21 protein-coding genes are annotated in these 18,541 nt (G+C 61.1%); 13 read left to right on the top strand and 8 right to left on the bottom strand.

Translation table 11 applies throughout. The features are described from left to right. The first annotated feature begins 48 nt into the window (after positions 1–48). The 3 genes from Q1A44_RS11765 to Q1A44_RS11755 all read left to right on the top strand — a co-directional run bounded on the left by Q1A44_RS11765 (position 49) and on the right by Q1A44_RS11755 (position 1,261). Entirely contained in the window at positions 49–264 is a 216-nt protein-coding gene (locus Q1A44_RS11765; protein WP_299624859.1) for a DUF2007 domain-containing protein, read from the top strand. Further along, positions 242–985, top strand: a complete 744-nt coding sequence (locus Q1A44_RS11760) for a methyltransferase (RefSeq protein ID WP_299624856.1) — start codon at positions 242–244, stop codon at positions 983–985. Before Q1A44_RS11765 ends, Q1A44_RS11760 begins: the two co-directional genes overlap by 23 nt. A gap of 111 nt (positions 986–1,096) precedes the next feature. Next, positions 1,097–1,261: a DUF465 domain-containing protein gene (locus Q1A44_RS11755; protein ID WP_299624853.1), complete on the top strand. Its 165-nt coding sequence runs from the start codon at positions 1,097–1,099 to the stop codon at positions 1,259–1,261. On the opposite strand, the gene Q1A44_RS11750 is transcribed toward Q1A44_RS11755, so the two are convergent. From Q1A44_RS11750 to Q1A44_RS11730, 5 genes are all read right to left on the bottom strand, one after another. Next, positions 1,262–2,128, bottom strand: a complete 867-nt coding sequence (locus tag Q1A44_RS11750; RefSeq protein ID WP_299624850.1) for an EamA family transporter — start codon at positions 2,126–2,128, stop codon at positions 1,262–1,264. Next, positions 2,125–3,072: a transcriptional regulator GcvA gene (locus tag Q1A44_RS11745; protein ID WP_299624847.1), complete on the bottom strand. Its 948-nt coding sequence runs from the start codon at positions 3,070–3,072 to the stop codon at positions 2,125–2,127. Before Q1A44_RS11745 ends, Q1A44_RS11750 begins: the two co-directional genes overlap by 4 nt. A gap of 353 nt (positions 3,073–3,425) precedes the next feature. Beyond that, positions 3,426–4,148, bottom strand: a complete 723-nt coding sequence (phbB, locus tag Q1A44_RS11740; RefSeq protein ID WP_299624844.1) for an acetoacetyl-CoA reductase — start codon at positions 4,146–4,148, stop codon at positions 3,426–3,428. 163 nt (positions 4,149–4,311) lie between these two features. After that, positions 4,312–5,487 (bottom strand): acetyl-CoA C-acetyltransferase, encoded by a 1,176-nt coding sequence (locus tag Q1A44_RS11735; RefSeq protein WP_299624841.1) that lies wholly within the window; start codon positions 5,485–5,487, stop codon positions 4,312–4,314. Positions 5,488–5,613: 126 nt separating this feature from the next. After that, complete coding sequence (locus Q1A44_RS11730; RefSeq protein ID WP_299624838.1) at positions 5,614–6,447, bottom strand: EAL domain-containing protein; 834 nt, start codon at positions 6,445–6,447, stop codon at positions 5,614–5,616. Positions 6,448–6,579: 132 nt separating this feature from the next. Here Q1A44_RS11730 and Q1A44_RS11725 point away from each other — a divergent pair, with 132 nt between their 5' ends. Together Q1A44_RS11725 and rpsD are read left to right on the top strand one after the other, a co-directional pair. Beyond that, on the top strand, positions 6,580–7,155 hold the full coding sequence (locus Q1A44_RS11725; RefSeq protein WP_299624836.1) for a DNA-3-methyladenine glycosylase I: 576 nt from the start codon (positions 6,580–6,582) through the stop codon (positions 7,153–7,155). A 132-nt stretch (positions 7,156–7,287) separates the two neighbouring features. Beyond that, positions 7,288–7,908: a 30S ribosomal protein S4 gene (gene rpsD / locus Q1A44_RS11720; RefSeq protein ID WP_299624833.1), complete on the top strand. Its 621-nt coding sequence runs from the start codon at positions 7,288–7,290 to the stop codon at positions 7,906–7,908. Between the two features lie 66 nt (positions 7,909–7,974). Here the strand turns inward: rpsD and Q1A44_RS11715 are convergent, their stop codons facing one another. Then, positions 7,975–8,376 (bottom strand): phage tail protein, encoded by a 402-nt coding sequence (locus tag Q1A44_RS11715; protein ID WP_299624830.1) that lies wholly within the window; start codon positions 8,374–8,376, stop codon positions 7,975–7,977. A 168-nt stretch (positions 8,377–8,544) separates the two neighbouring features. Here Q1A44_RS11715 and Q1A44_RS11710 point away from each other — a divergent pair, with 168 nt between their 5' ends. After that, on the top strand, positions 8,545–9,015 hold the full coding sequence (locus Q1A44_RS11710; protein ID WP_299624827.1) for a DUF2867 domain-containing protein: 471 nt from the start codon (positions 8,545–8,547) through the stop codon (positions 9,013–9,015). On the opposite strand, the gene Q1A44_RS11705 is transcribed toward Q1A44_RS11710, so the two are convergent. Further along, on the bottom strand, positions 9,012–9,761 hold the full coding sequence (locus tag Q1A44_RS11705) for a helix-turn-helix transcriptional regulator (protein ID WP_299624824.1): 750 nt from the start codon (positions 9,759–9,761) through the stop codon (positions 9,012–9,014). The genes Q1A44_RS11710 and Q1A44_RS11705 overlap by 4 nt on opposite strands. A gap of 111 nt (positions 9,762–9,872) precedes the next feature. Here Q1A44_RS11705 and Q1A44_RS11700 point away from each other — a divergent pair, with 111 nt between their 5' ends. From Q1A44_RS11700 to Q1A44_RS11685, 4 genes are all read left to right on the top strand, one after another. Beyond that, positions 9,873–10,292, top strand: a complete 420-nt coding sequence (locus tag Q1A44_RS11700; RefSeq protein WP_299624821.1) for a hypothetical protein — start codon at positions 9,873–9,875, stop codon at positions 10,290–10,292. Positions 10,293–10,380: 88 nt separating this feature from the next. Next, the gene (gene hisC / locus Q1A44_RS11695) at positions 10,381–11,469 is read left to right on the top strand and encodes a histidinol-phosphate transaminase (RefSeq protein ID WP_299624818.1); all 1,089 of its coding nucleotides are present in this window, start codon (positions 10,381–10,383) and stop codon (positions 11,467–11,469) included. Then, a complete protein-coding gene (locus tag Q1A44_RS11690) occupies positions 11,466–12,377 on the top strand; it encodes a prephenate/arogenate dehydrogenase family protein (RefSeq protein WP_299624815.1) in 912 nt (303 codons plus the stop codon). Before hisC ends, Q1A44_RS11690 begins: the two co-directional genes overlap by 4 nt. Then, positions 12,374–13,105: an extensin family protein gene (locus tag Q1A44_RS11685; protein WP_299624812.1), complete on the top strand. Its 732-nt coding sequence runs from the start codon at positions 12,374–12,376 to the stop codon at positions 13,103–13,105. Before Q1A44_RS11690 ends, Q1A44_RS11685 begins: the two co-directional genes overlap by 4 nt. An 83-nt stretch (positions 13,106–13,188) precedes the next feature. On the opposite strand, the gene Q1A44_RS11680 is transcribed toward Q1A44_RS11685, so the two are convergent. Beyond that, positions 13,189–14,187 carry a DUF2125 domain-containing protein gene (locus tag Q1A44_RS11680; RefSeq protein ID WP_299624809.1) on the bottom strand — a complete coding sequence of 333 codons (999 nt, stop codon included), beginning with the start codon at positions 14,185–14,187 and terminating at the stop codon, positions 13,189–13,191. A 66-nt stretch (positions 14,188–14,253) separates the two neighbouring features. Here Q1A44_RS11680 and Q1A44_RS11675 point away from each other — a divergent pair, with 66 nt between their 5' ends. The 3 genes from Q1A44_RS11675 (at position 14,254) to Q1A44_RS11665 (ending at position 18,540) form a co-directional block, all read left to right on the top strand. Then, complete coding sequence (locus Q1A44_RS11675; protein ID WP_299624806.1) at positions 14,254–14,784, top strand: gamma-glutamylcyclotransferase; 531 nt, start codon at positions 14,254–14,256, stop codon at positions 14,782–14,784. A 73-nt stretch (positions 14,785–14,857) separates the two neighbouring features. Next, positions 14,858–16,054, top strand: coding sequence for a biopolymer transporter ExbB (locus Q1A44_RS11670; protein WP_299624803.1), 1,197 nt, complete (start codon positions 14,858–14,860; stop codon positions 16,052–16,054). Between the two features lie 2 nt (positions 16,055–16,056). After that, positions 16,057–18,540 (top strand): peptidoglycan -binding protein, encoded by a 2,484-nt coding sequence (locus Q1A44_RS11665; RefSeq protein WP_299624800.1) that lies wholly within the window; start codon positions 16,057–16,059, stop codon positions 18,538–18,540. Position 18,541 lies beyond the last annotated feature (1 nt).

The following is an 18,541-nucleotide window of genomic DNA, read 5'->3' as shown; positions in this document are numbered from 1 at the left end:
CCCCAAGCCCTCTCGACATTTAGGCCGCGATGCCCCTACATCCATGATATGAAGGAACTTTTGCGCAGCACCGACCCGACGATTATCGCATTCGCCTCGGCCCTTCTCGAGGGCGAGGATATAGACTGCTTTCAGATGGACGTAAACATGAGCATCCTCGAAGGCGGCATAGGTATTTTCCCGCGCCGTTTAATGGTGCGCGAAGGGGATCACGCGGCCGCGTTGCGGGTGATGACGGATAATGACATCGACCTCGGATACTGACCTGACCCGCGACGCCTTTCTGGGTGGTAAGCTGCATTTGTGGCAGCCCCGACGGGGGTATCGGGCGGGGGTTGATCCGGTTTTGCTGGCCGCCTCGGTGCCTGCAAAGGCGGGGCAATCGGTGCTGGATTTGGGCTGTGGTGTGGGGGCGGCGGCCTTGTGTCTGGGCGCGCGGGTTCCGGGCCTGCGCTTGCTGGGGGTCGAGCGGCAGGCGGGTTATGCGGCTTTGGCGGCGCGTAATGGTTTGGATGTGGTGACGGCGGATTTGAAGGGCTTGCCCTTTGCCGTGCGCGAACAGAGTTTTGACCACGTACTCGCCAATCCGCCCTATTTTGATCGTGGGGCGGGCCACAGTGCCGAGGACCCGGGGCGCGAAGGGGCATTGGGCATCGACACGCCATTGGCGGATTGGGTCGATGTGGCGGCACGGCGCCTCGCGTACAAGGGGCACCTGCACATGATCCACAGGGTGGAGCGGGTGCCTGATATTCTGGCCGCCGCCGCCGGCCGCTTGGGCAGTTTTCAAATCTGGCCGCTGTGTCCACGCGCTGGAAAACCGGCTGAGCTCGTGATTTTCCGGGCACGCAAGAGCGGGCGGGCAGAATTTCGCCTGCACGCGCCTGTCATTTTGCATCAGGGCGCGGCCCATGTGGCGGATCGCGACAGCTACCGCCCTGAAATCCAATCGGTTTTGCGCGATGGGGCACCGCTTTTTGATTAATCTGTCGTTAAGGGTCTGCGCGCTAGCCTATCCATATGCTGCGCCTGCGGCGTGACACAGCGCAAATTCTGTGGTTCGATGGAGGTGCACTTTATCAGCAAGGAGTACTGCATGAGCGTGACAGCCCATCTCGAAGAGTTGAAAAAGAAGCATCGGACCCTGAGCGAACAAGTCGATCTGGCGCAACGGTCCCCCGCAGCAGACACGATCGAAGTCGCTGCCATGAAAAAGCAAAAACTGAAGCTGAAAGAAGAAATCACCCGATTATCGGGGTGATCACCCGTTTCTGAGGCTGGCGCGCGCCGCAAGGAGCGCCCCGGCGGTGATCAGGATGGCCGCTAGGGCCAGTGTCCAACTGGGCGCGGCCACACCGGCCACCACCAGAACAAGTGTCGACAACAAGGGCGCTGCGTATGACGCGGTGCCCAACATCTGGATGTCGCCCCGTTTGACGCCGATATCCCAGACGTAAAAGGCCAAGCCGACCGGGCCGAGGCCCAAAAGCATCATACTTGCCCAGCCCAAGGCGCCTTCGGGCCATGCCGTGACTTCAAAAGCGAGGTGCAAGGGCAGTGACAGGAGCGCGCTGGCGATGCAGAACACCGCGACGGAAGCCGTTGGGACCGTCCCGAAACTGCGCGAAAGCACCGAATAGCTGGACCATGTCATGGCGCAGGCAGCGGCCAAGAGGTAGCCGCCCAAAGCGGTGGGGTCAAAGCCCGCCCCGCCTCCAGAGATGATCAAAGCCGCCCCGGCAAAGCCGACCAGCGCGCCGATGATATGGCCGCTGCGCAACTGTTCGCCCGGTGAAAGACCCGACAAAAGTACGATCAGCAAGGGCCACAGGTAGGCGATCAGGCTCGCCTCGGCTGCCGGGGCAAGGCGCAAGGCCGAAAAATAGAGTGCGTGATAGCCGAACAGGCCCAACGTGCCGAGGATATAGACGCGCGGTGGGACGTGGCGCAGTTGCCCAAGGCCGCCGGATGCTGCTGTCCAGATCAGGCCCAGTGTCCCGCCGATGAAAAAACATACGGCGTTCAGCAAGAAGGGGGGCGTCGGAGCGGCGCCCACGGTAAACAGTGCCAGCAAACCCCAGAGCAGGACAGCAATGAAACCAATCAGCGTGGCGCGATGTTTGCTCATCCCTGCGCTAAATCCGCAGCGGCGATCAGCGTCATAGCCTCTGTGATATGGGAAGTTTTGTCGATTTCGGCCATCATCCAATCCCGAAAGGCTGCGATTTGCGGGCGTTCTTCAGCGCCTTTGGCACAAAGAAAGCGAAAACGCACGCCTGTATTCAAGCCAGTGGGGAAGGGCATGACCAGACGCCCGTCGGCGATGTCTTTGACCACGAGGGCACGTCTGCCAAGTACGACACCCACGCCCGCCAATGCGGCGTCGATGGCGTGATCGGCCTGGCTGAACCTTGGACCGTGGGTCGGCGCAAAGTCGGTACCCATGGCGCGAAACCATGCCTCCCAGTCGCTGCGCGGTTCGATAAAACTGATGCTATCGTCAAAAATAAGAGGCGCTTTGGTCAGGCTTTGCGGTGTGGGATGTTGCGCGGCCATGGCCGGGGTCATGACGGGGCACACCCATTCTTCGGCCAGAGGGACGGAATAGAGCCCCTCATCCGCGCCGCGTCCAAAGCGGATGGCAACGTCAATCGCGTCCCGCCCAAAGTCCATCAATTTGAGGGACGCGGAAAAGCGCAACTCGACCTCGGGATGCGATTGGGCAAACTCGTAGAGGCGCGGGGCCAGCCACTTGGCTGTAAACGCTGGCCCTGCAGTTACGGTAAGTGTTTGATTGTCTTGCGTTCGTTCCGCGGAACGCCATGCCGCGGCCAGTGTTTGAAATCCGTCTGATGCGCCGGGGGCAAGGGCCTTGCCCGCATCCGTCAGCTCGACCGCTCTGTTCAACCTGCGAAAAAGGGGGGCACCGAGATGCTGTTCTAGTGACTTGATCTGGAACGACAAGGCCGCCGGCGTGACATGCAATTCGTCCGCTGCCTTGGCAAAGGACATATGGCGCGCGGCGGCATCAAAGGCGCGCAAGGCGGTCAGTGGGGGAAGGCGATCCGGCATATCACTTAAGTATACCTTATGTGAAGCGGTGAAAAGTCTCGTTTGTCGCAGGGCATGGAAAGGCGCATATCAGTCTCAAGACGAACAAGCGCCAAAGGATGACAACGATGATCGAAGCCACAACCAACCCCGCCGCCCGCAACGCCATGGTGAACGCACACGAAGAGCGCGCCAAAGCCATGAAAGACGCCTGGAACTGGCTGTTTGGGGCCAAGACTTCCCGCTGATGGTGGCCACCATCTTACGGGATTTGAAAAGGGCCGGTGCGTGATGCACCGGCCCTTTTTTCAACGCCTGTTTAACGTCGGTATTACGTCGGTATCGCGTCGGTGTTTTGCCCGACGCGGCACCGATTAGACAAAGAATTGCGCGCCGTTGGCCGAAATGGTCGACCCGTTGATAAAGCCCGAATCGTCCGATGCCAGAAACACCACGCAACGCGCGATTTCTTCTGGCTCGCCCAGACGGCCCGCGGGGATCTGTGCGATAATGCTTTCGCGGACCTTTTCCGGAACCGCCATCACCATGTCCGTGCCGATATAGCCGGGGCAGATCGCGTTGGCGGTGATGCCTGCGCGCGCACCTTCCTGAGCCAGCGATTTCACGATGCCCAGGTCGCCCGCTTTGGTTGCGGCATAGTTCACCTGGGCGAACTGGCCTTTCTGACCGTTGATCGACGAGATCACGATGACGCGGCCGAATTTGCGCTCGCGCATGCCGGGCCAAATGGGGTGCACTGTGTTGAAGACGCCGGTTAGGTTGGTGTCGATGACCTGGTGCCACTGCTCTGGCGTCATGCGGTGGAATGGGGCATCGCGGGTAATGCCCGCATTGGCCACAACAACGTCAATCGGGCCAAGATCGGCCTCGACTTTTTCGATGCCCGCTTTGGATTCGTCATAGTCGGCGACGTTCCATTTGTAGGTCTTGATGCCCGTCTCGTCCGTGAACTTGGCGGCGGCTTCGTCGTTGCCCGCATAGGTGGCGGCGACGGCATAGCCTGCGTCTTTGAGGGCGGTTGAGATGGCGGCGCCGATGCCTCGGCTGCCTCCGGTGACAAGGGCTGTGCGGGACATATGGAATTCCTCCGTTAGGTGTTTACACTTGTTTCGCGCATAACGGTTGTGCGCGCAACATTATTACGCGTGATTTTCGCCGATATGCTTTAGGGGGTGTTAGGCGGCGCGGGGGTGCGCCGCCTTGATCTGGATCAGTCGCGCTGAACCTCAATCCGAGCGCTTATGGGCGCTCAAGGCACATGGCAACGCCCATGCCGCCGCCGATGCAGAGCGTGGCGAGGCCTTTCTTGGCGTCGCGGCGCTTCATCTCGAAGAGCAGGGTGTTGAGGATCCGGGCGCCGGAGGCACCGATGGGGTGGCCGATTGCGATGGCGCCGCCGTTCACGTTCACGATGGCCGGGTCCCAACCCATGTCCTTGTTCACGGCACAGGCCTGGGCGGCGAACGCCTCATTGGCCTCAACCAGGTCGAGGTCTTCGGGCTTCCAACCGGCTTTTTCCAGTGCTTTGCGGCTGGCGTAGATTGGCCCGACACCCATTATGGATGGGTCGAGGCCGACGGTGGCGTAGCTTGCGATGCGCGCCAGCGGCTCGATCCCGCGTTTTTCCGCGTTCTCGGCTGTCATCATGAGGGCCGCGGCGGCCCCGTCATTCAGGCCTGAAGCGTTGGCGGCTGTGACCGAACCATCCTTGGTGAAGGCGGGGCGCATTTTTGCCATCGCCTCAAGGTTGGCGCCGTGGCGGATGTATTCGTCAGCATCGACCACAATGTCACCTTTGCGGGTCTTCACTGTGAAGGCTGTGATTTCATCCACAAATTTACCGGCTTTCTGGGCTGCTTCGGCTTTGTTCTGCGAAGCCACGGCGAATTCGTCCTGCGCTTCGCGGGTGATCTGCCATTGGTCGGCAACATTTTCAGCCGTTTGACCCATGTGATAGCCGTTGAACGCATCCCACAAACCGTCGCGGATCATGGTGTCGATATATTGCATGTCGCCCATCTTATGGCCTGCGCGCAGCGATGCGGCATGGGGGCTGAGGGTCATGTTTTCCTGGCCGCCGCCAATCACGATATCCGCATCACCCAGTTGGATGTGCTGGGCGGCAAGGGCCACGGCGCGCAGACCGGAACCGCAAACCTGGTTGATCGACCATGCGGCTGCCTCTTTGGGAAGGCCCGCGTTGATGTGCGCCTGGCGGGCAGGGTTTTGCCCTTGGGCCGCTGTCAGAACCTGACCGAGGATCGTCTCGGACACTTCGGATTTGTCGACGCCTGCGCGCTCTACCACGGCTTCGAGCACGGTGGCGCCCAGATCATGTGCGGGCGTGTTGGCGAAAGAGCCGCCAAAGCTGCCAACGGCAGTCCGGGCAGCAGAAGCGATCACGATATTGGTCATAGGGTCAGGTCCTCTGTCAGTTAAGGCGAGGACTGTCCGAGACTTGCACGTTGTGCGGGCCCCAGATTGCCCCGCGTCGCGGGACCTTTACTGCATTTGCCGCGCTGCGGCAACGGACAGGGTGTCTCAGGCGCGCATACCCGCTTTGACCGCACCTTTGCCACCGTCAAACAGCCAATCGGGTCGGATGCTGGGCGCGTCGAAGTAATAGCCCTGCAGGCAGTCGGCCCCCATAGCCGTCAGCATGTCGACATCTGCCTGTTGTTCGACCCCTTCGGCGACGATCAGCATATCGAAGTGCTGAGCGATCTGGATGATCGCTTGCGTCAGCACCTGCGTGTCGGGGTCATTTGCGATCCCGTTGCAGAACATCATGTCGATCTTGAGCACATCAAAGAGGAAATCCTTGAGATATCTCAGCGCGGTATAGCCTGCCCCGAAGTCGTCAAGCGCAAAGGAAATGCCCCTGCGGCTGAGCCGTGCCATGAAGTCGATGACGAGTTCCGGCTGATCCATCGCCGAGCTTTCGGTGATTTCGAGGATCAGGCGTTCGCCAAGCGTCGCATCCTTTTTCAGCCATCGGTTCATGACCTGCATCCAACGCTGATACCCGATGGAGCGGGCGGACATGTTGATGGAGAGGCGCACAGATGGGTTTTCGTGCAACGTCCTGAACCCCATGTTCAGCGCGACGCAGTCAATTTCGCGGCCCAGTTCGGCGCGTTCAACCACAGGCATGAAATCTTTGGCCGGAATCACCCGCCCCGTTTCGTCCATGACGCGAATCAGTCCCTCGTAAAAGCCGACGCGCCCGGGATCGCGTGCCACCACTACCGGCTGATAGGCCAGCATCGTTTGCTGATGTTTGACCGCTTGCGCCACCATGTCCAGCGTGCTGCGATCGCGCGATGATACGGCGGCGTTCAGCGGATTATCGGCCCCCGGAGGGATATTCATCATTCGTTGTTTCTGCATGGTCTGGCAGCGACCCCCTGGCACAATTCCTCTGGTCACAGTGAAACAGAAGCCGTAAAAAATCCTTAATGTTGGCATTTTGTTCTAATTTTCTGCAATCACTAAAAAGGGCCTGGTATGGATGGACGTTGTGGCTGGGCGGGGCCTGAGCAGATCTATGTGGAGTATCACGATACAGAGTGGGGCGTGCCCGAATATGATGCCCGCACCTTGTGGGAAAAGCTGATTCTGGATGGGTTTCAGGCGGGCCTCAGTTGGATTACCATATTGAAAAAGCGTGATAATTTTCGAAAAGCTTTTGCCGGATTCGATCCCGATACCATTGCGGAGTGGGGCGAGGCGGATGTGGCCCGCCTGCTGGCTGATCCGGGCATTATTCGTCATCGGGGCAAGATCGAGGCCACCATTCACAATGCCCGGGCCTATCAGGAACTGCATGCCCGCGTGGGTTTCGATCAGTTTTTATGGAAGTACTTTGACGGCGTTCCTTTACAGAACGCCTGGCCGGTTCAGGCCGACGTGCCGCCCTTCACGCCCTTATCGACCCAGATTTCGAAGGACCTCAAGAAAGCGGGCTTCAAATTTTGCGGCCCCACGATTGTGTATGCTTTCCTGGAGGCGACGGGCCTTGTGAACGATCATATCGTGACCTGTCATCGGCATGCCGAATGCGCGGCTCTTGCGAGGCGTTGACACGGCCAGCGCGACCCTTATAAGCGCGCACTCATTGGTGTTGGTGGTCCCCGCGAGGGGGTTCCTGTCGTCCCGGCAAAATCCGGGGAGAGGACAACGCCCTTTGGAAACCTGAACCGAAGGAGATCAGCCGTGACAAAACGCACGTCTGCCAAGTACAAACTCGATCGCCGCATGGGCGAAAACATTTGGGGTCGCCCCAAATCCCCCGTCAATCGTCGTGAATATGGCCCCGGCCAGCACGGTCAGCGCCGCAAGGGCAAGCTGTCGGATTTCGGCATTCAGCTGCGCGCCAAGCAGAAGCTGAAGGGCTATTACGGCGACCTGACCGAAAAGCAGTTCCGCCGCATCTATGCTGAAGCGGAACGTGTCAAAGGCGACACCGGTGAAAACCTGATCGGCCTGTTGGAGCGTCGCCTGGACGCCGTTGTCTACCGTGCCAAGTTCGTGCCGACCGTTTTTGCGGCCCGTCAGTTCGTGAACCACGGCCACGTGCGTGTGAATGGCAAGAAGGTCAACATCCCCTCGTACCGCGTCAAAGAAGGTGACGTGATCGAGGTCCGTGACCGGTCCAAGCAACTGGCTGTCGTCCTTGAAGCGACCCAACTGCCCGAGCGTGACGTGCCTGACTATATGGACGTGGATCACTCCAAACTGACAGCCACATTCGTGCGCACCCCCACATTGGGCGATGTGCCCTACCCAGTGGTGATGGAACCGAATCTGGTCGTCGAATTTTACGCCAAGAACTAAGATTTAGCGGGGTCTGCCCGCTGCCAAAGATCATGAGGTCGTCCCATTTGGGGCGGCCTTTTTCGTTCAAGCGTCGCGCGTGATGCCGTTGTGGACCATTGTAACCTCTTCGATGGCTTGGCCTCGCGTCATCGCATCAAGGGCGCCCTTGCGCATCGCAGTCGGGGCAGCGCCATTCACGGTCCAGCTTGCGATTGCCGCGCCATCTGCGCCCAGCAACTCGATTTTCAGTGCCTTGGTCTCGACTTTGCCGGCAAACACCTGATCCGCCCAGTCAAAGATCGGGTGGGACGCAGGCAAGACGCTTTTGCGCAGGTAAAACAACTGGTTTGTTTTGGGCAGCGTCAACGTCTTGGCAAGGGCGGAGCCTCTGCCGGGTTGAAGATCAAGCGGCTGGTCCGAGACGTCGAACCCCTCAACTTCAAGGAAGGACATTTCCGCGCCCTCCCAGCTTACTTTAAAAGCCATTTGGGTCGGCGGCCACGCAGCATGTGAACCTGGGGGATTGTCGTGTGTCATGAGAGGCGTCCCGTTGCCAGAATTTCGCGCATGATGCGCGCGCCGTGGCCACTTGTCACGCTGCGGGTGCAACGGCACTTCGCTAGCCTTTGCTCAGAACAACGCGGAGGGTCCACTATGCCTGTGACACTAACGTCTTTACCTGAGCAGAGCGCCCTGCACACTTATGTGGGCGAGGGCGATTTTCTGGATTGCTATTCCGTACCCAGCAATATGCCCGCGCGTCCTGCGGCGGCGATCATTACGGCCTTTCCAGGGTGGGCGCGGGCGCTTTTGCAGGTGCGACGCCTGATCACCGCGCCCTTTGGTCTGTCACAAGATGGGCCAGAGGCAGAAGACAAGCTGGGGCCCTTTCCTGTTGAGCTGGATACGGGCGATGAGGTGATTGCCGGGTTTGACGACAAGCATCTGAATTTTCGTGTCTCGGTCTGTTCGCAAGGTGGGCGGGTGTCGCTGGCCACTTGGGTGCATCCCCACAATACCGGTGGGCGCCTTTATCTGGCGACGATCATGCCCTTTCACATTCTGGTGGTTCGCAATGCGCTGGCCCGTGTGGCCCGCGCCGACCTTGGTGCGACCCCGGCCTAGTTGTCAAAAGCGCGCAGTAACGCGGCGGATGCCTCATCCGCTGGGAAATAAAGCTCGACCTTGAGATCGGCGAGGGCCACGTCCTCGGGTGTGCCGAATTGGGCGATGGTGGCAAAGATCGACAGATGCGCGTCGCCCAGGTTCAGGATTGTCGGGATGACTGGGCTGGTGGGCGCCCCTTTGGGCTGTGGCACCTGGCCCAGATGATCGGCGGCGCGGTCCAGTTCGGGCACGCCGCCTTGCGCCGCACTTTCGGTGCGCAGCCTTTGGCAAGCGTGATGGGCGACTTGAGGCCAGTTTTTGATTACTTCTGAAATATGGTCGGACATCACCAGATCCAGAAGGCTGTTTCCAACGCGCACCCCCAGCATCGCATACAGTTTTTGCGCAGGCGCGTTCATTTGCAGCACCGTCCAGAGCCGGTCGACAGCCAGCGCAGGGTAGGGGGCATGGGCCGTCAGAATATAGTCCACCGCATCCCGAATCGGTGCCATATCTGCCGCGTCCCAGGGCCTGCCCGGATAGCGCGCGGCAAAGCCCGCGTGGGTCAGCATTTGGTTACGGGCATCCAGTGGCAGCGCCAGCGCATCGCCCAAACGGCTGATCATGTCGCGGCTGGGTTGCGACCGCCCGCTTTCCAGGAAAGAGATGTGGCGGGCCGAGACATTGGCCTCTCCGGCCAGGTCAAGCTGGCTGAAACGGCGGGCTTTGCGCCAAGTGCGCAGGGTGCTGGAAAACTCGGTCATGGCCCGAGCCTAGACCTAAAAAAGCCTGCCGTCAGTTACCTGTGAAGTAATTGCCTGAATGATCCGCCTCCCGCTAGGTGCCTCGGTAACTGGAAGCAGGAGGCTCTACCGATGACACAGTCCTTTCACAAATTCTGGCTCAAGATCACTGCGATCGTTGTGGGCTCTTTCGGGCCTGTCTTTTTCCTCGGCACAATGTTGGCCACGTCAGAGCCAGCGCGCTGGTCATTGGATCTGTTGTCTTGGCCGCTGGATGGCGCACCCACCTATGACGCTTATGGCACCCGGTTTCTGTCAGCTTTGACGGGCGGGTTTTTGTTTGGCTGGGGCGTGATGATCTGGTGCTTGCAGGCCTGGGTTTATGATGCCGCACCCGAGGGCGTGCGCCGCAGCGTTCTGGTGGGTCTGGGGGCGTGGTTCGTTCTGGACAGCGCAGGGTCAATTGCGTCGGGCACGACGTCGAACGCGCTGTTCAACGTGCTGGTCCTGTTGGTGGCTGTTGGCCCGCTCTGGCGGCCCGCCAAGGGGTGAAGTTCGCCACTGGCGGCAGGCGGGTCGATTTGGCTCTGGTCAGGCGGGGGCGTGCGCCCTAAAACCGCTCTGACCTTCGGAGGCAGACATGACCCGCATCACGGCACAACCCGGCATAATGGACATCGCGCTTTATCAGGGCGGGCAGTCGCATTTGGCTGGTGTGACGGATGTGCTCAAGCTCAGCTCGAACGAAAATCCGTTGGGCGCACCGCCTTCGGCGGTCGAAGCTCTGGGTGCTGCGGCGTCAGGTCTGCACCTTTATCCTTCAACCGATCACGCAGCCCTGCGCTCGGCCATTGCCCAGACTTGGGGCCTTGAGGCGGACCGGCTGATTTGCGGCGTGGGGTCAGACGAGGTTTTGCAATTCGTGACCCAGGCCTTTGCCGGACCGGGCGACGAGATCATCTATACTGAACATGGGTTTTCCATGTATCCGATCTTGGCCAACATGGCTGGGGCTACGCGTGTGTGCGTGGCCGAGCATGAGCGGGTTGTGGACGTGGACGCGATCCTTGAGGCCGTCACCGATCGGACCCGAATAGTGTTGCTGGCGAATCCGGCGAACCCCACGGGCACCTTGTTGCCCATGGAGGAATTGGAGCGATTGGCAGATGGCTTGCCCGACTACGTGATCCTGGTCATCGACGGGGCCTATGTCGAGTTCGCGGTGGGCTACGATGGCGGCATCTCGTTGGCCCGTGACCGCGATAACGTGTTGGTGACGCGGACCTTTTCCAAGATTTACGGGTTGGGCGGGCTGCGCATCGGCTGGGGTTATGGCCCGCAAGCAATGATCGACGTAATGACGCGAATCCGGCAGCCCTTTAACCTTTCGGTGGTGCAATTGGCCGCAGCCGAGGCGGCGGTGCGCGATACCGCTTGGGTCGAGAAATGCGTGGCTTTGAATGTAGAGCAGCGAGCGCGGCTGACGGGCGCATTGCGCCAGCTTGGACTGGCCTGCGACGAGAGCCATGCAAACTTTGTGCTGGCCCGCGCCGAAACTGTGGAAGAGGCGGACGCAGCAGAGGCCGCGTTGAATGCCGATGGTATCCTGATCCGGCGCGTTGCGGGCTATGGCTTTCCCGAGGGGTTGCGGATCACAGTGGGCGATGCGGAGCAGACAGGCCGCGTGATCGCGGCGTTGACGCGCTGGCGTGAAGGGGCTGCGGCATGATCTATGAACGCGTGGCCCTGATCGGGCTGGGATTGATCGCCTCGTCGATGTTCTGGGCGATGAGGCGGGATGGGCTGGCTGGTGAGGTGACAGGCTATGCCCGAACGCAAGCCACGCGCGACACGGCCCGGCGCATTGGTTTGTGCGACCGGGTTTGTGACAGCGTGGCCGAGGCGGTTGAAGGCGCGGACCTCGTCGTTTTGTGTGTGCCCGTGGGGGCCATGGGCGCGGTCGCCGCCGAAATGGCACCGCATCTGGCACCGGGTGCAACAGTCACGGATGTGGGGTCGGTCAAGCGCGAGGTGATCGATGTGGTTGGGCCTCATTTGCCGCCGCATGTGCATTTTGTCCCGGGCCACCCGATGGCTGGCACCGAACACTCGGGGCCCGAATCGGGTTTTGCCGAACTTTTTGAAAAGCGCTGGACGCTGTTGGTGCCGGTAGAGGGCGTGGATGTGGCTGCGACCGCCAAGCTACGGCAGTTGTGGGAGGCCATGGGCGCCTTTGTCGAGGAAATGGAGCCAGAGCACCACGATCTGGTCTGCGCGGTGACCAGCCACGCGCCGCACCTGATCGCCTACACGATGGTGGGCGTGGCCGATGATCTGCGGCGTGTGACCGACAGTGAGATCATCAAATTCTCTGCCGCGGGCTTTCGCGATTTTACCCGCATTGCAGCCAGCGATCCAACCATGTGGCGCGACGTGTTCCTCACCAACAAGGATGCGACGCTGGAAATTCTGGGCCGCTTTACCGAGGAGCTGTTTGCCCTCCAGCGCGCGATCCGAATGGGCGATGGTGACCATTTGCACGACTATTTCACCCGCACGCGTGCCATTCGGCGCGGCATCATCGAAGCGGGACAGGACACGGATGCCCCCGACTTTGGGCGCGGGGCAAAACGATGAAGGGCGCGACGCTCGTACTGGCGCTTTTGGCAGGCGTGGCGACCGCGGCACCCGAGGCGTCCATCCGCCCCGTTGCCCGTGCAACGCAGGCGGTCCCAGTGGCGACCGAAGCCGCGGCACCGGCGCATTTCTTTGCCTCGCTGCGTCCGACCTTGCGTCCACGCGCGATTGTCCAGCAGGCGATGGCCCGCCGAACGGCGCGGCGCAAAGGTCAGGTCTGCGGCGATCCGGACTTGCAAGGCGAAGCTGTCGGCGCCGTTCCGGGCCGGATAAATGGCTGCGGGATCGAGGACGCGGTGCGCCTGCGCTCAGTCGCTGGCGTGAGCCTGAGCCAACCTGCCCTCATGGATTGTAACACGGCCAAGGCCCTGAAAAAATGGACGGAACGCAGCGCCAAAAAACGTTTGCGCAATGTCGGCGGTGGCCTGGTGCAATACCGTGTCGCGGCCCATTATGCCTGCCGGACCCGCAACAACCAGCCCGGCGCGCGCATTTCCGAACATGGCAAAGGACGGGCCATCGATATTTCGGGCTTTGTCATGCAAAACGGGACCCGGTTGACAGTGTTGAATGACTGGAGTTCGCGACATCGTCGCGCGTTGCGCGGTATGCACCAGGATGCCTGCGGGCCGTTTGGCACGGTTTTGGGCCCGAATTCCGACAGGTTTCACCGTGATCATTTTCACTTTGACACGGCACGCTATCGCAGTGGGCCCTATTGCCGGTAGCCTGGCCATGAGACCTTGTTTGGGTCATTGCCCCGGCCTGCAGCTCCCTACAGGAGTGCTTGCAAACGGAAGTACGGAACGCTTCAGCGCAGGACGAGCGGTGGTAGACGTGCGATCGGGATAAAGCCCAGTGCAAGCACGCCGTTTTTGACCGCCAGGGTCACGTCAAGCGTTTCGGCGTTGCCCGAAGCCCCTGCCAGGGCTTGCAGGATGCCTTCGGCCTGGCCGCGCACGCCGCGGGGCAGAGCGCCTGAGGTTTCCGCCAGATCCAGCATGCTGCGCCAGTTTTGCGCCTGAAGCGACAGAGTTCCATTGGCCAGGCCCGCGGTGTCCACCTTCAGATCAGCGGCAAAATTGAGTTGCAGGTCGCCCCATTTGGCCTCGGCCCGGTGCAGCGTGATCTGGCGCGGTTGCGGGCGTCGGGTGTCCAACGCGGTGCGGTCCCACGGAGTGTCAAAAGTTACAGCTGCCATGACCTGAAGACTGTCAAAACGGCGTGCAAAGCCATCGGGCAGGCGCAAGGCCCGGCGGGGGCCGTCGCCGGGTTCAAAGCTGGTGGCCCGCGCCACGAGGTCATAAGTCGGCCCGTCAGTTTGGGTCATGGTAAGCGTCAGATCATCTGCCGCGATCAAAGGCCCGCCTGGGTCTGCCAGCGCCCATGGCCCAGAGGTCCATCCCAGCGCCTCAAGTTCGAGGGCAGAGCCGGGGTGCAGGTTCATCTCGATTACGCTGTTCTGCATGGTCAATGTGTTGCGGCCCAGCGGGGAGGCCAGAAGGATCGGCCTATCGTTCAGCGTGACCGTCACGTCGCCAGGCCACCAGGCGGGGGCAGCGATGTCGAGGCGCTCGGTCTGGATCGCGAGGCCTGCTTCGGGATCAGCCAATGCCAGATCGACAAGGCCCGTTTGCAGCGAAAGGGGAAATCCACCGGCTTCAATCGCGGTCACATCGGCTTGCCACCCTTCGGACACGCGGGCGTCCAGCCAGGCAGCGATACCGCCGCGCAGACTGTTGGACGCAATCACCCACCAGCCGACCCAGATCAGGGCCATCACGATCACGATTCCGGTCAGTTTGCGCATGGCTTGCCCTTTCCCTCTGGTCAAAAATCGGGTCTATCGCACCGGATAGGGAAAGGACCAGCGCGAATGACGATGTGGGTGTTTGGATATGGCAGTCTGCTTTGGAACCCCGGCTTTGACGTGGCCGAAGAGGTAATGGCGCGGCTGCCCGGCTATGCCCGGTCGTTCTGCATGCGGTCGATCCACCACCGGGGGTCAGAGGCAAAGCCGGGCCTTGTGCTGGCCTTGGACGAAGTGGAAGGGGCCGAATGCCATGGTGTTGCACTGCGCGTGGCACCGGGTACAGAGGACGCGACGCTGGCTTATTTGCGCGAACGCGAGTTGGTATCGGCGGCCTATCTGGAAAAGATGCTGAATGTAACGCTGTCAAACGGTGAGGCGGTCACGGCCGTCACTTACGTCATTGATGTCGAGCATGTGCAATATTGCGGTGGTTTGCCGCTGGAAGAACAGGCTCGGATCATCGCTCATGCCCATGGGGGCCGGGGCCCGAACAGCGAATACTTATACAACACCGCCGACCATTTGCACGCATTGGGTGTGGCCGATCCCGATCTGGATTGGCTCGCGCGCCGCGTTGCAGCGATTTCGCCATAAATCCTTGGCGCTTTTGCAGAAAACCCATTAGATTAGCGCCAGAGCAGAGCAAATAAGGGGTCAGGAGCCAGATATGGCACAGGCCACACCCGAGGCGCAGCCGCACTTTTCCCAGCCGGTGCAGCAGATTTTGTTGATGATCATCGTCCTTGGCCTGTCGGGCTTTGGCGTAGTTCTGGCCTTGCCGCGCGTTTTGCCGGTGTTCGAGGCGAACCCCTACCTGAACGGGTTCATCCTGTTTGTCTTTGCCGTGGGCGTCGTTGCCTGTTTCTGGATGGTGTTTCAGCTGATCCGGTCGGTGCAGTGGATCGAGCAATTTGCCAGCGAGGGCCCCAACGCGTCGGGCAAGGCGCCGCAGCTTTTGGCGTCTTTGGCCTCGCTCTTGCGGTCGCGCGGATCGCGGATGCAATTGAACGCGACTTCAACGCGGTCGATCCTCGATTCAGTTGCCACACGGATCGACGAGGTGCGCGAAATCACGCGCTACATCGTCAACTTACTGATTTTCCTGGGTCTTCTGGGCACTTTTTATGGTCTGGCCACAACGGTGCCTGCGCTCGTCGACACAATCCGAAGCCTTGCACCGCAGGATGGCGAGGCCGGGTTTGCCGTCTTTGCCCGCTTGATGAGCGGACTGGAAGAGCAGTTGGGCGGTATGGGCGTGGCCTTTGCTTCTTCCCTTCTGGGACTTGCCGGGTCGTTGATTGTGGGTCTTTTGGAGCTTTTTGCCGGACACGGCCAGAACCGGTTTTACCGCGAATTGGAAGAATGGCTGAGCTCGATCACGCGTGTCGGATTTGCCGCCGAAGGGGAGAGCACGGGCGAGCCGAACGCCATGGCAGGCGTCATTGATCATCTGGCCGAACAGATGGAAAGCTTGCAAACCATGTTCACCCAGTCAGACATCAGCCGCTCAATGGTGGATGAAAAGCTGGGTAAATTGGCCGATTCCGTCGAACGCCTGACGCTGGAGATGCAGGGGCAAGGCAGCGGGACGGACGCGCTTGACCGGATGGTCGAGGGGCAGGAACGCCTGATTGCCACGATTGAACGGCAAGGCGTGGGCGATGGCATCGATGCCGAAAGCCGGATGCGGCTGCGGTCCATCGACGTGCAAATGCTCCGCATTCTTGAGGAAATCAGTGCAGGTCGTCAGGAAACCATGGCCGAGTTGCGCACTGACATATCCGCACTTGCCTCGGCTCTCAGCCAGCCGCGCGGCCAGAACCGCAAACGCGGTGGTGGCGGTCAGGGCGAAGGGAACGGCTGAGCATGGCACTGTCGCGGCGCACAGGGCAGCGGTTTCAGGCCTCGATCTGGCCGGGCTTTGTCGATGCGATGACGGGTCTTTTGCTGGTGCTGATGTTTGTGCTGACCATATTTATGGTCGTGCAGTTTGTTCTGCGCGAGACCATCAGCGGGCAGGAAACCGAACTGGATCAATTGGCAGGCGAAGTCGCGGCGTTGGCCCAGGCCCTTGGTCTGGAAGAGCGCCGGGCCAATCAGTTGGACGCCCGTTTGTCCGCCCTGAATACGTCGCTGAGCGATGCGCAGTCGGAGGTGGAGAGCCAGGCCGCTCAGATCGCCGCTTTGACGTCCGAGCGCGATGCGCAGGCAGCGGCCCTTGTCACGGCAGAGACGCGCATCACCAGTTTCGAAGCGCAAGTGGCGGCTTTGATCGCAGAACGGGATGGCGCATTGCAAACCGTTGCAGGTCTGGAAGAGGAGCAAAGCCGCATTCTGTCAGAGCAGGAGGCGTTGAACCTGGCTCTGGCGCAGGCGCGCACAGAAGTGGATGCAGGTCTGGAAGCGGCACGATTGGCGGCGGCCCGTACAGAGGCGTTGCAGGCGCTGATTGACGATCTGCGCAGCCGCAACGCCGATAGCGCGGATCAAGCGGCCACATTACAGGCCGATTTGGAGGCCGCGCGCGATGCGCTGACCGCCGAAGAGGCAGCGCGTTTGGCCGAGGCCGCCGCAGCGGAGGCCCTGCGGGAGAGGTTGGCGAATGCAGATGCAGAGCTGACCGCGATGACCTTGGCGCTGGAAGCGCAACGGCAGGAGGCCGAGGATACGCTGACACTGCTCGCAGCAGCCCAAGCGGCAGAGCAGGATCTGGATGCGCAACTGGCCGCCGCCCTTCTGGCGGTGGACTTGGCGGATGGAAGTGCCACTGCGGCGCAAGCTCAAATCGTTGATCTTGAGGCTCAATTGGCGACGGCCTTGGCCGACCTTGATGGTGCACGCGCCGAAAATACGGCCCTAGCGGGCGAGCGCAGCAGCCTTGAAGCACAATTGGCGGCCGCCTTGTTGGATGCCGAAGGTGGCGCGGCAGCGGCGGCTGATCTTGAGGCACAACTGACCCGCGCGCTGAATGCCTTGGACACCCGCAGCGCAGAGGCCGCGACACTGGAAGCGCGGTTGCGGGCGGTGGAGGATGCGCTTGAAGGGCGCACCGTCACGACGGCGGAATTGCAAACGGAGTTGAGCGCGGCGCAAGCAGCGTTGGAAGCACAAGGCGCAGTTGTGACCGATCTGGAGGGGCAATTGGCCGACGCCCAGGCGGGGCGCGCCGCCTCTGACGCAGAGGTGGCTGATTTGTCGGCGCGGATGACGGCCCTTGAAGCGCGGCTTGAGGCGTCGAGCCTGGAATTGAGCGAGATACGCGATCGTTTGGCCGCAGCATTGGCGGCGCGCGTGGCAGCCGAAGGGCAATTGGCTGCGCAAGGCGATGACCTTGAGGCGCTGCGCGTGCAGTTGGCCGCAGCCGTCGCGGCCCGTGACGCGGCCTTGACCGATGCCGAAGCGGCGGGCAGCAGCAATGAAGAGGTGCGCGCACAACTGGCGGCTGCGCTGGCTGCGAGATTGGCCGCTGAGACAGAGTTGGGTGCTTTGGGCGAGGACGCCGCAGATGTCCGCGCGCGGCTGGCCGCTGCCCTCGCTGAAAAGGCCGACACTGAAGCGGCTCTGGCGGCGCAAAGGAGTGAGGCGGATCGCCGGGCAGCGATGTTGGCGGCGGCGCGCGAAGCGCTGAGCGCTGAGGAAGCGGCAACGCTGGAAGCGCAGCGTCAGACGGCCCTTTTGAACCAGCAAGTTGCTGCCTTGCGCGAGCAACTGGGCCAGTTGCAGGCGTTACTTGATGATGCGGTGGCACGGGATGCGGCCCAGGATGTGCAATTGCAGTCGCTGGGCGCCGATCTGAACACTGCGCTCGCCCGCGTGGCGGCCGAAGAGCGGCGCCGCCGCGAGTTGGAAGAGGCCGAACGGTTGCGCCTTGAGGCGGAAGCGCAAGATCTGGAACGCTACCGTTCTGAATTCTTTGGGCAGCTGCGCGATGTTCTGGGCGCGCAGGAAGGCGTGCAGATTGTGGGCGACCGGTTTGTGTTCTCGTCTGAAGTCCTATTCCCACCGGGCGGGGCTGAACTGTCTGAGGCAGGCGAAGCAGAAATAGCCAAGATTGCTGGCATCCTGCGCAGCATCGCCGACGACATCCCACCCGAAATTGACTGGGTTATCCGTGTGGATGGGCATACCGACAATGTACCGCTCTCGGGCTTGGGTGAGTTTGCGGACAACTGGGAATTGAGCCAAGGGCGTGCCTTGTCGGTTGTGAAATATATGGTGAATTTCCTCGGGATTTCGCCGACCCGTCTGTCGGCAAACGGGTTTGGGCAGTATCAGCCGCTGAACCCCGCAGATACCGCTGAAGCGCGGGCCCAGAACCGGCGGATTGAGCTTAAATTTACAGAGAAATAAG

The organism is uncultured Tateyamaria sp., from assembly GCF_947503705.1.
Classification (GTDB): domain Bacteria; phylum Pseudomonadota; class Alphaproteobacteria; order Rhodobacterales; family Rhodobacteraceae; genus Tateyamaria.
Note: the sequence above shows the minus strand (reverse complement) of the source record. Positions and strands in the feature narration are given on the sequence as shown.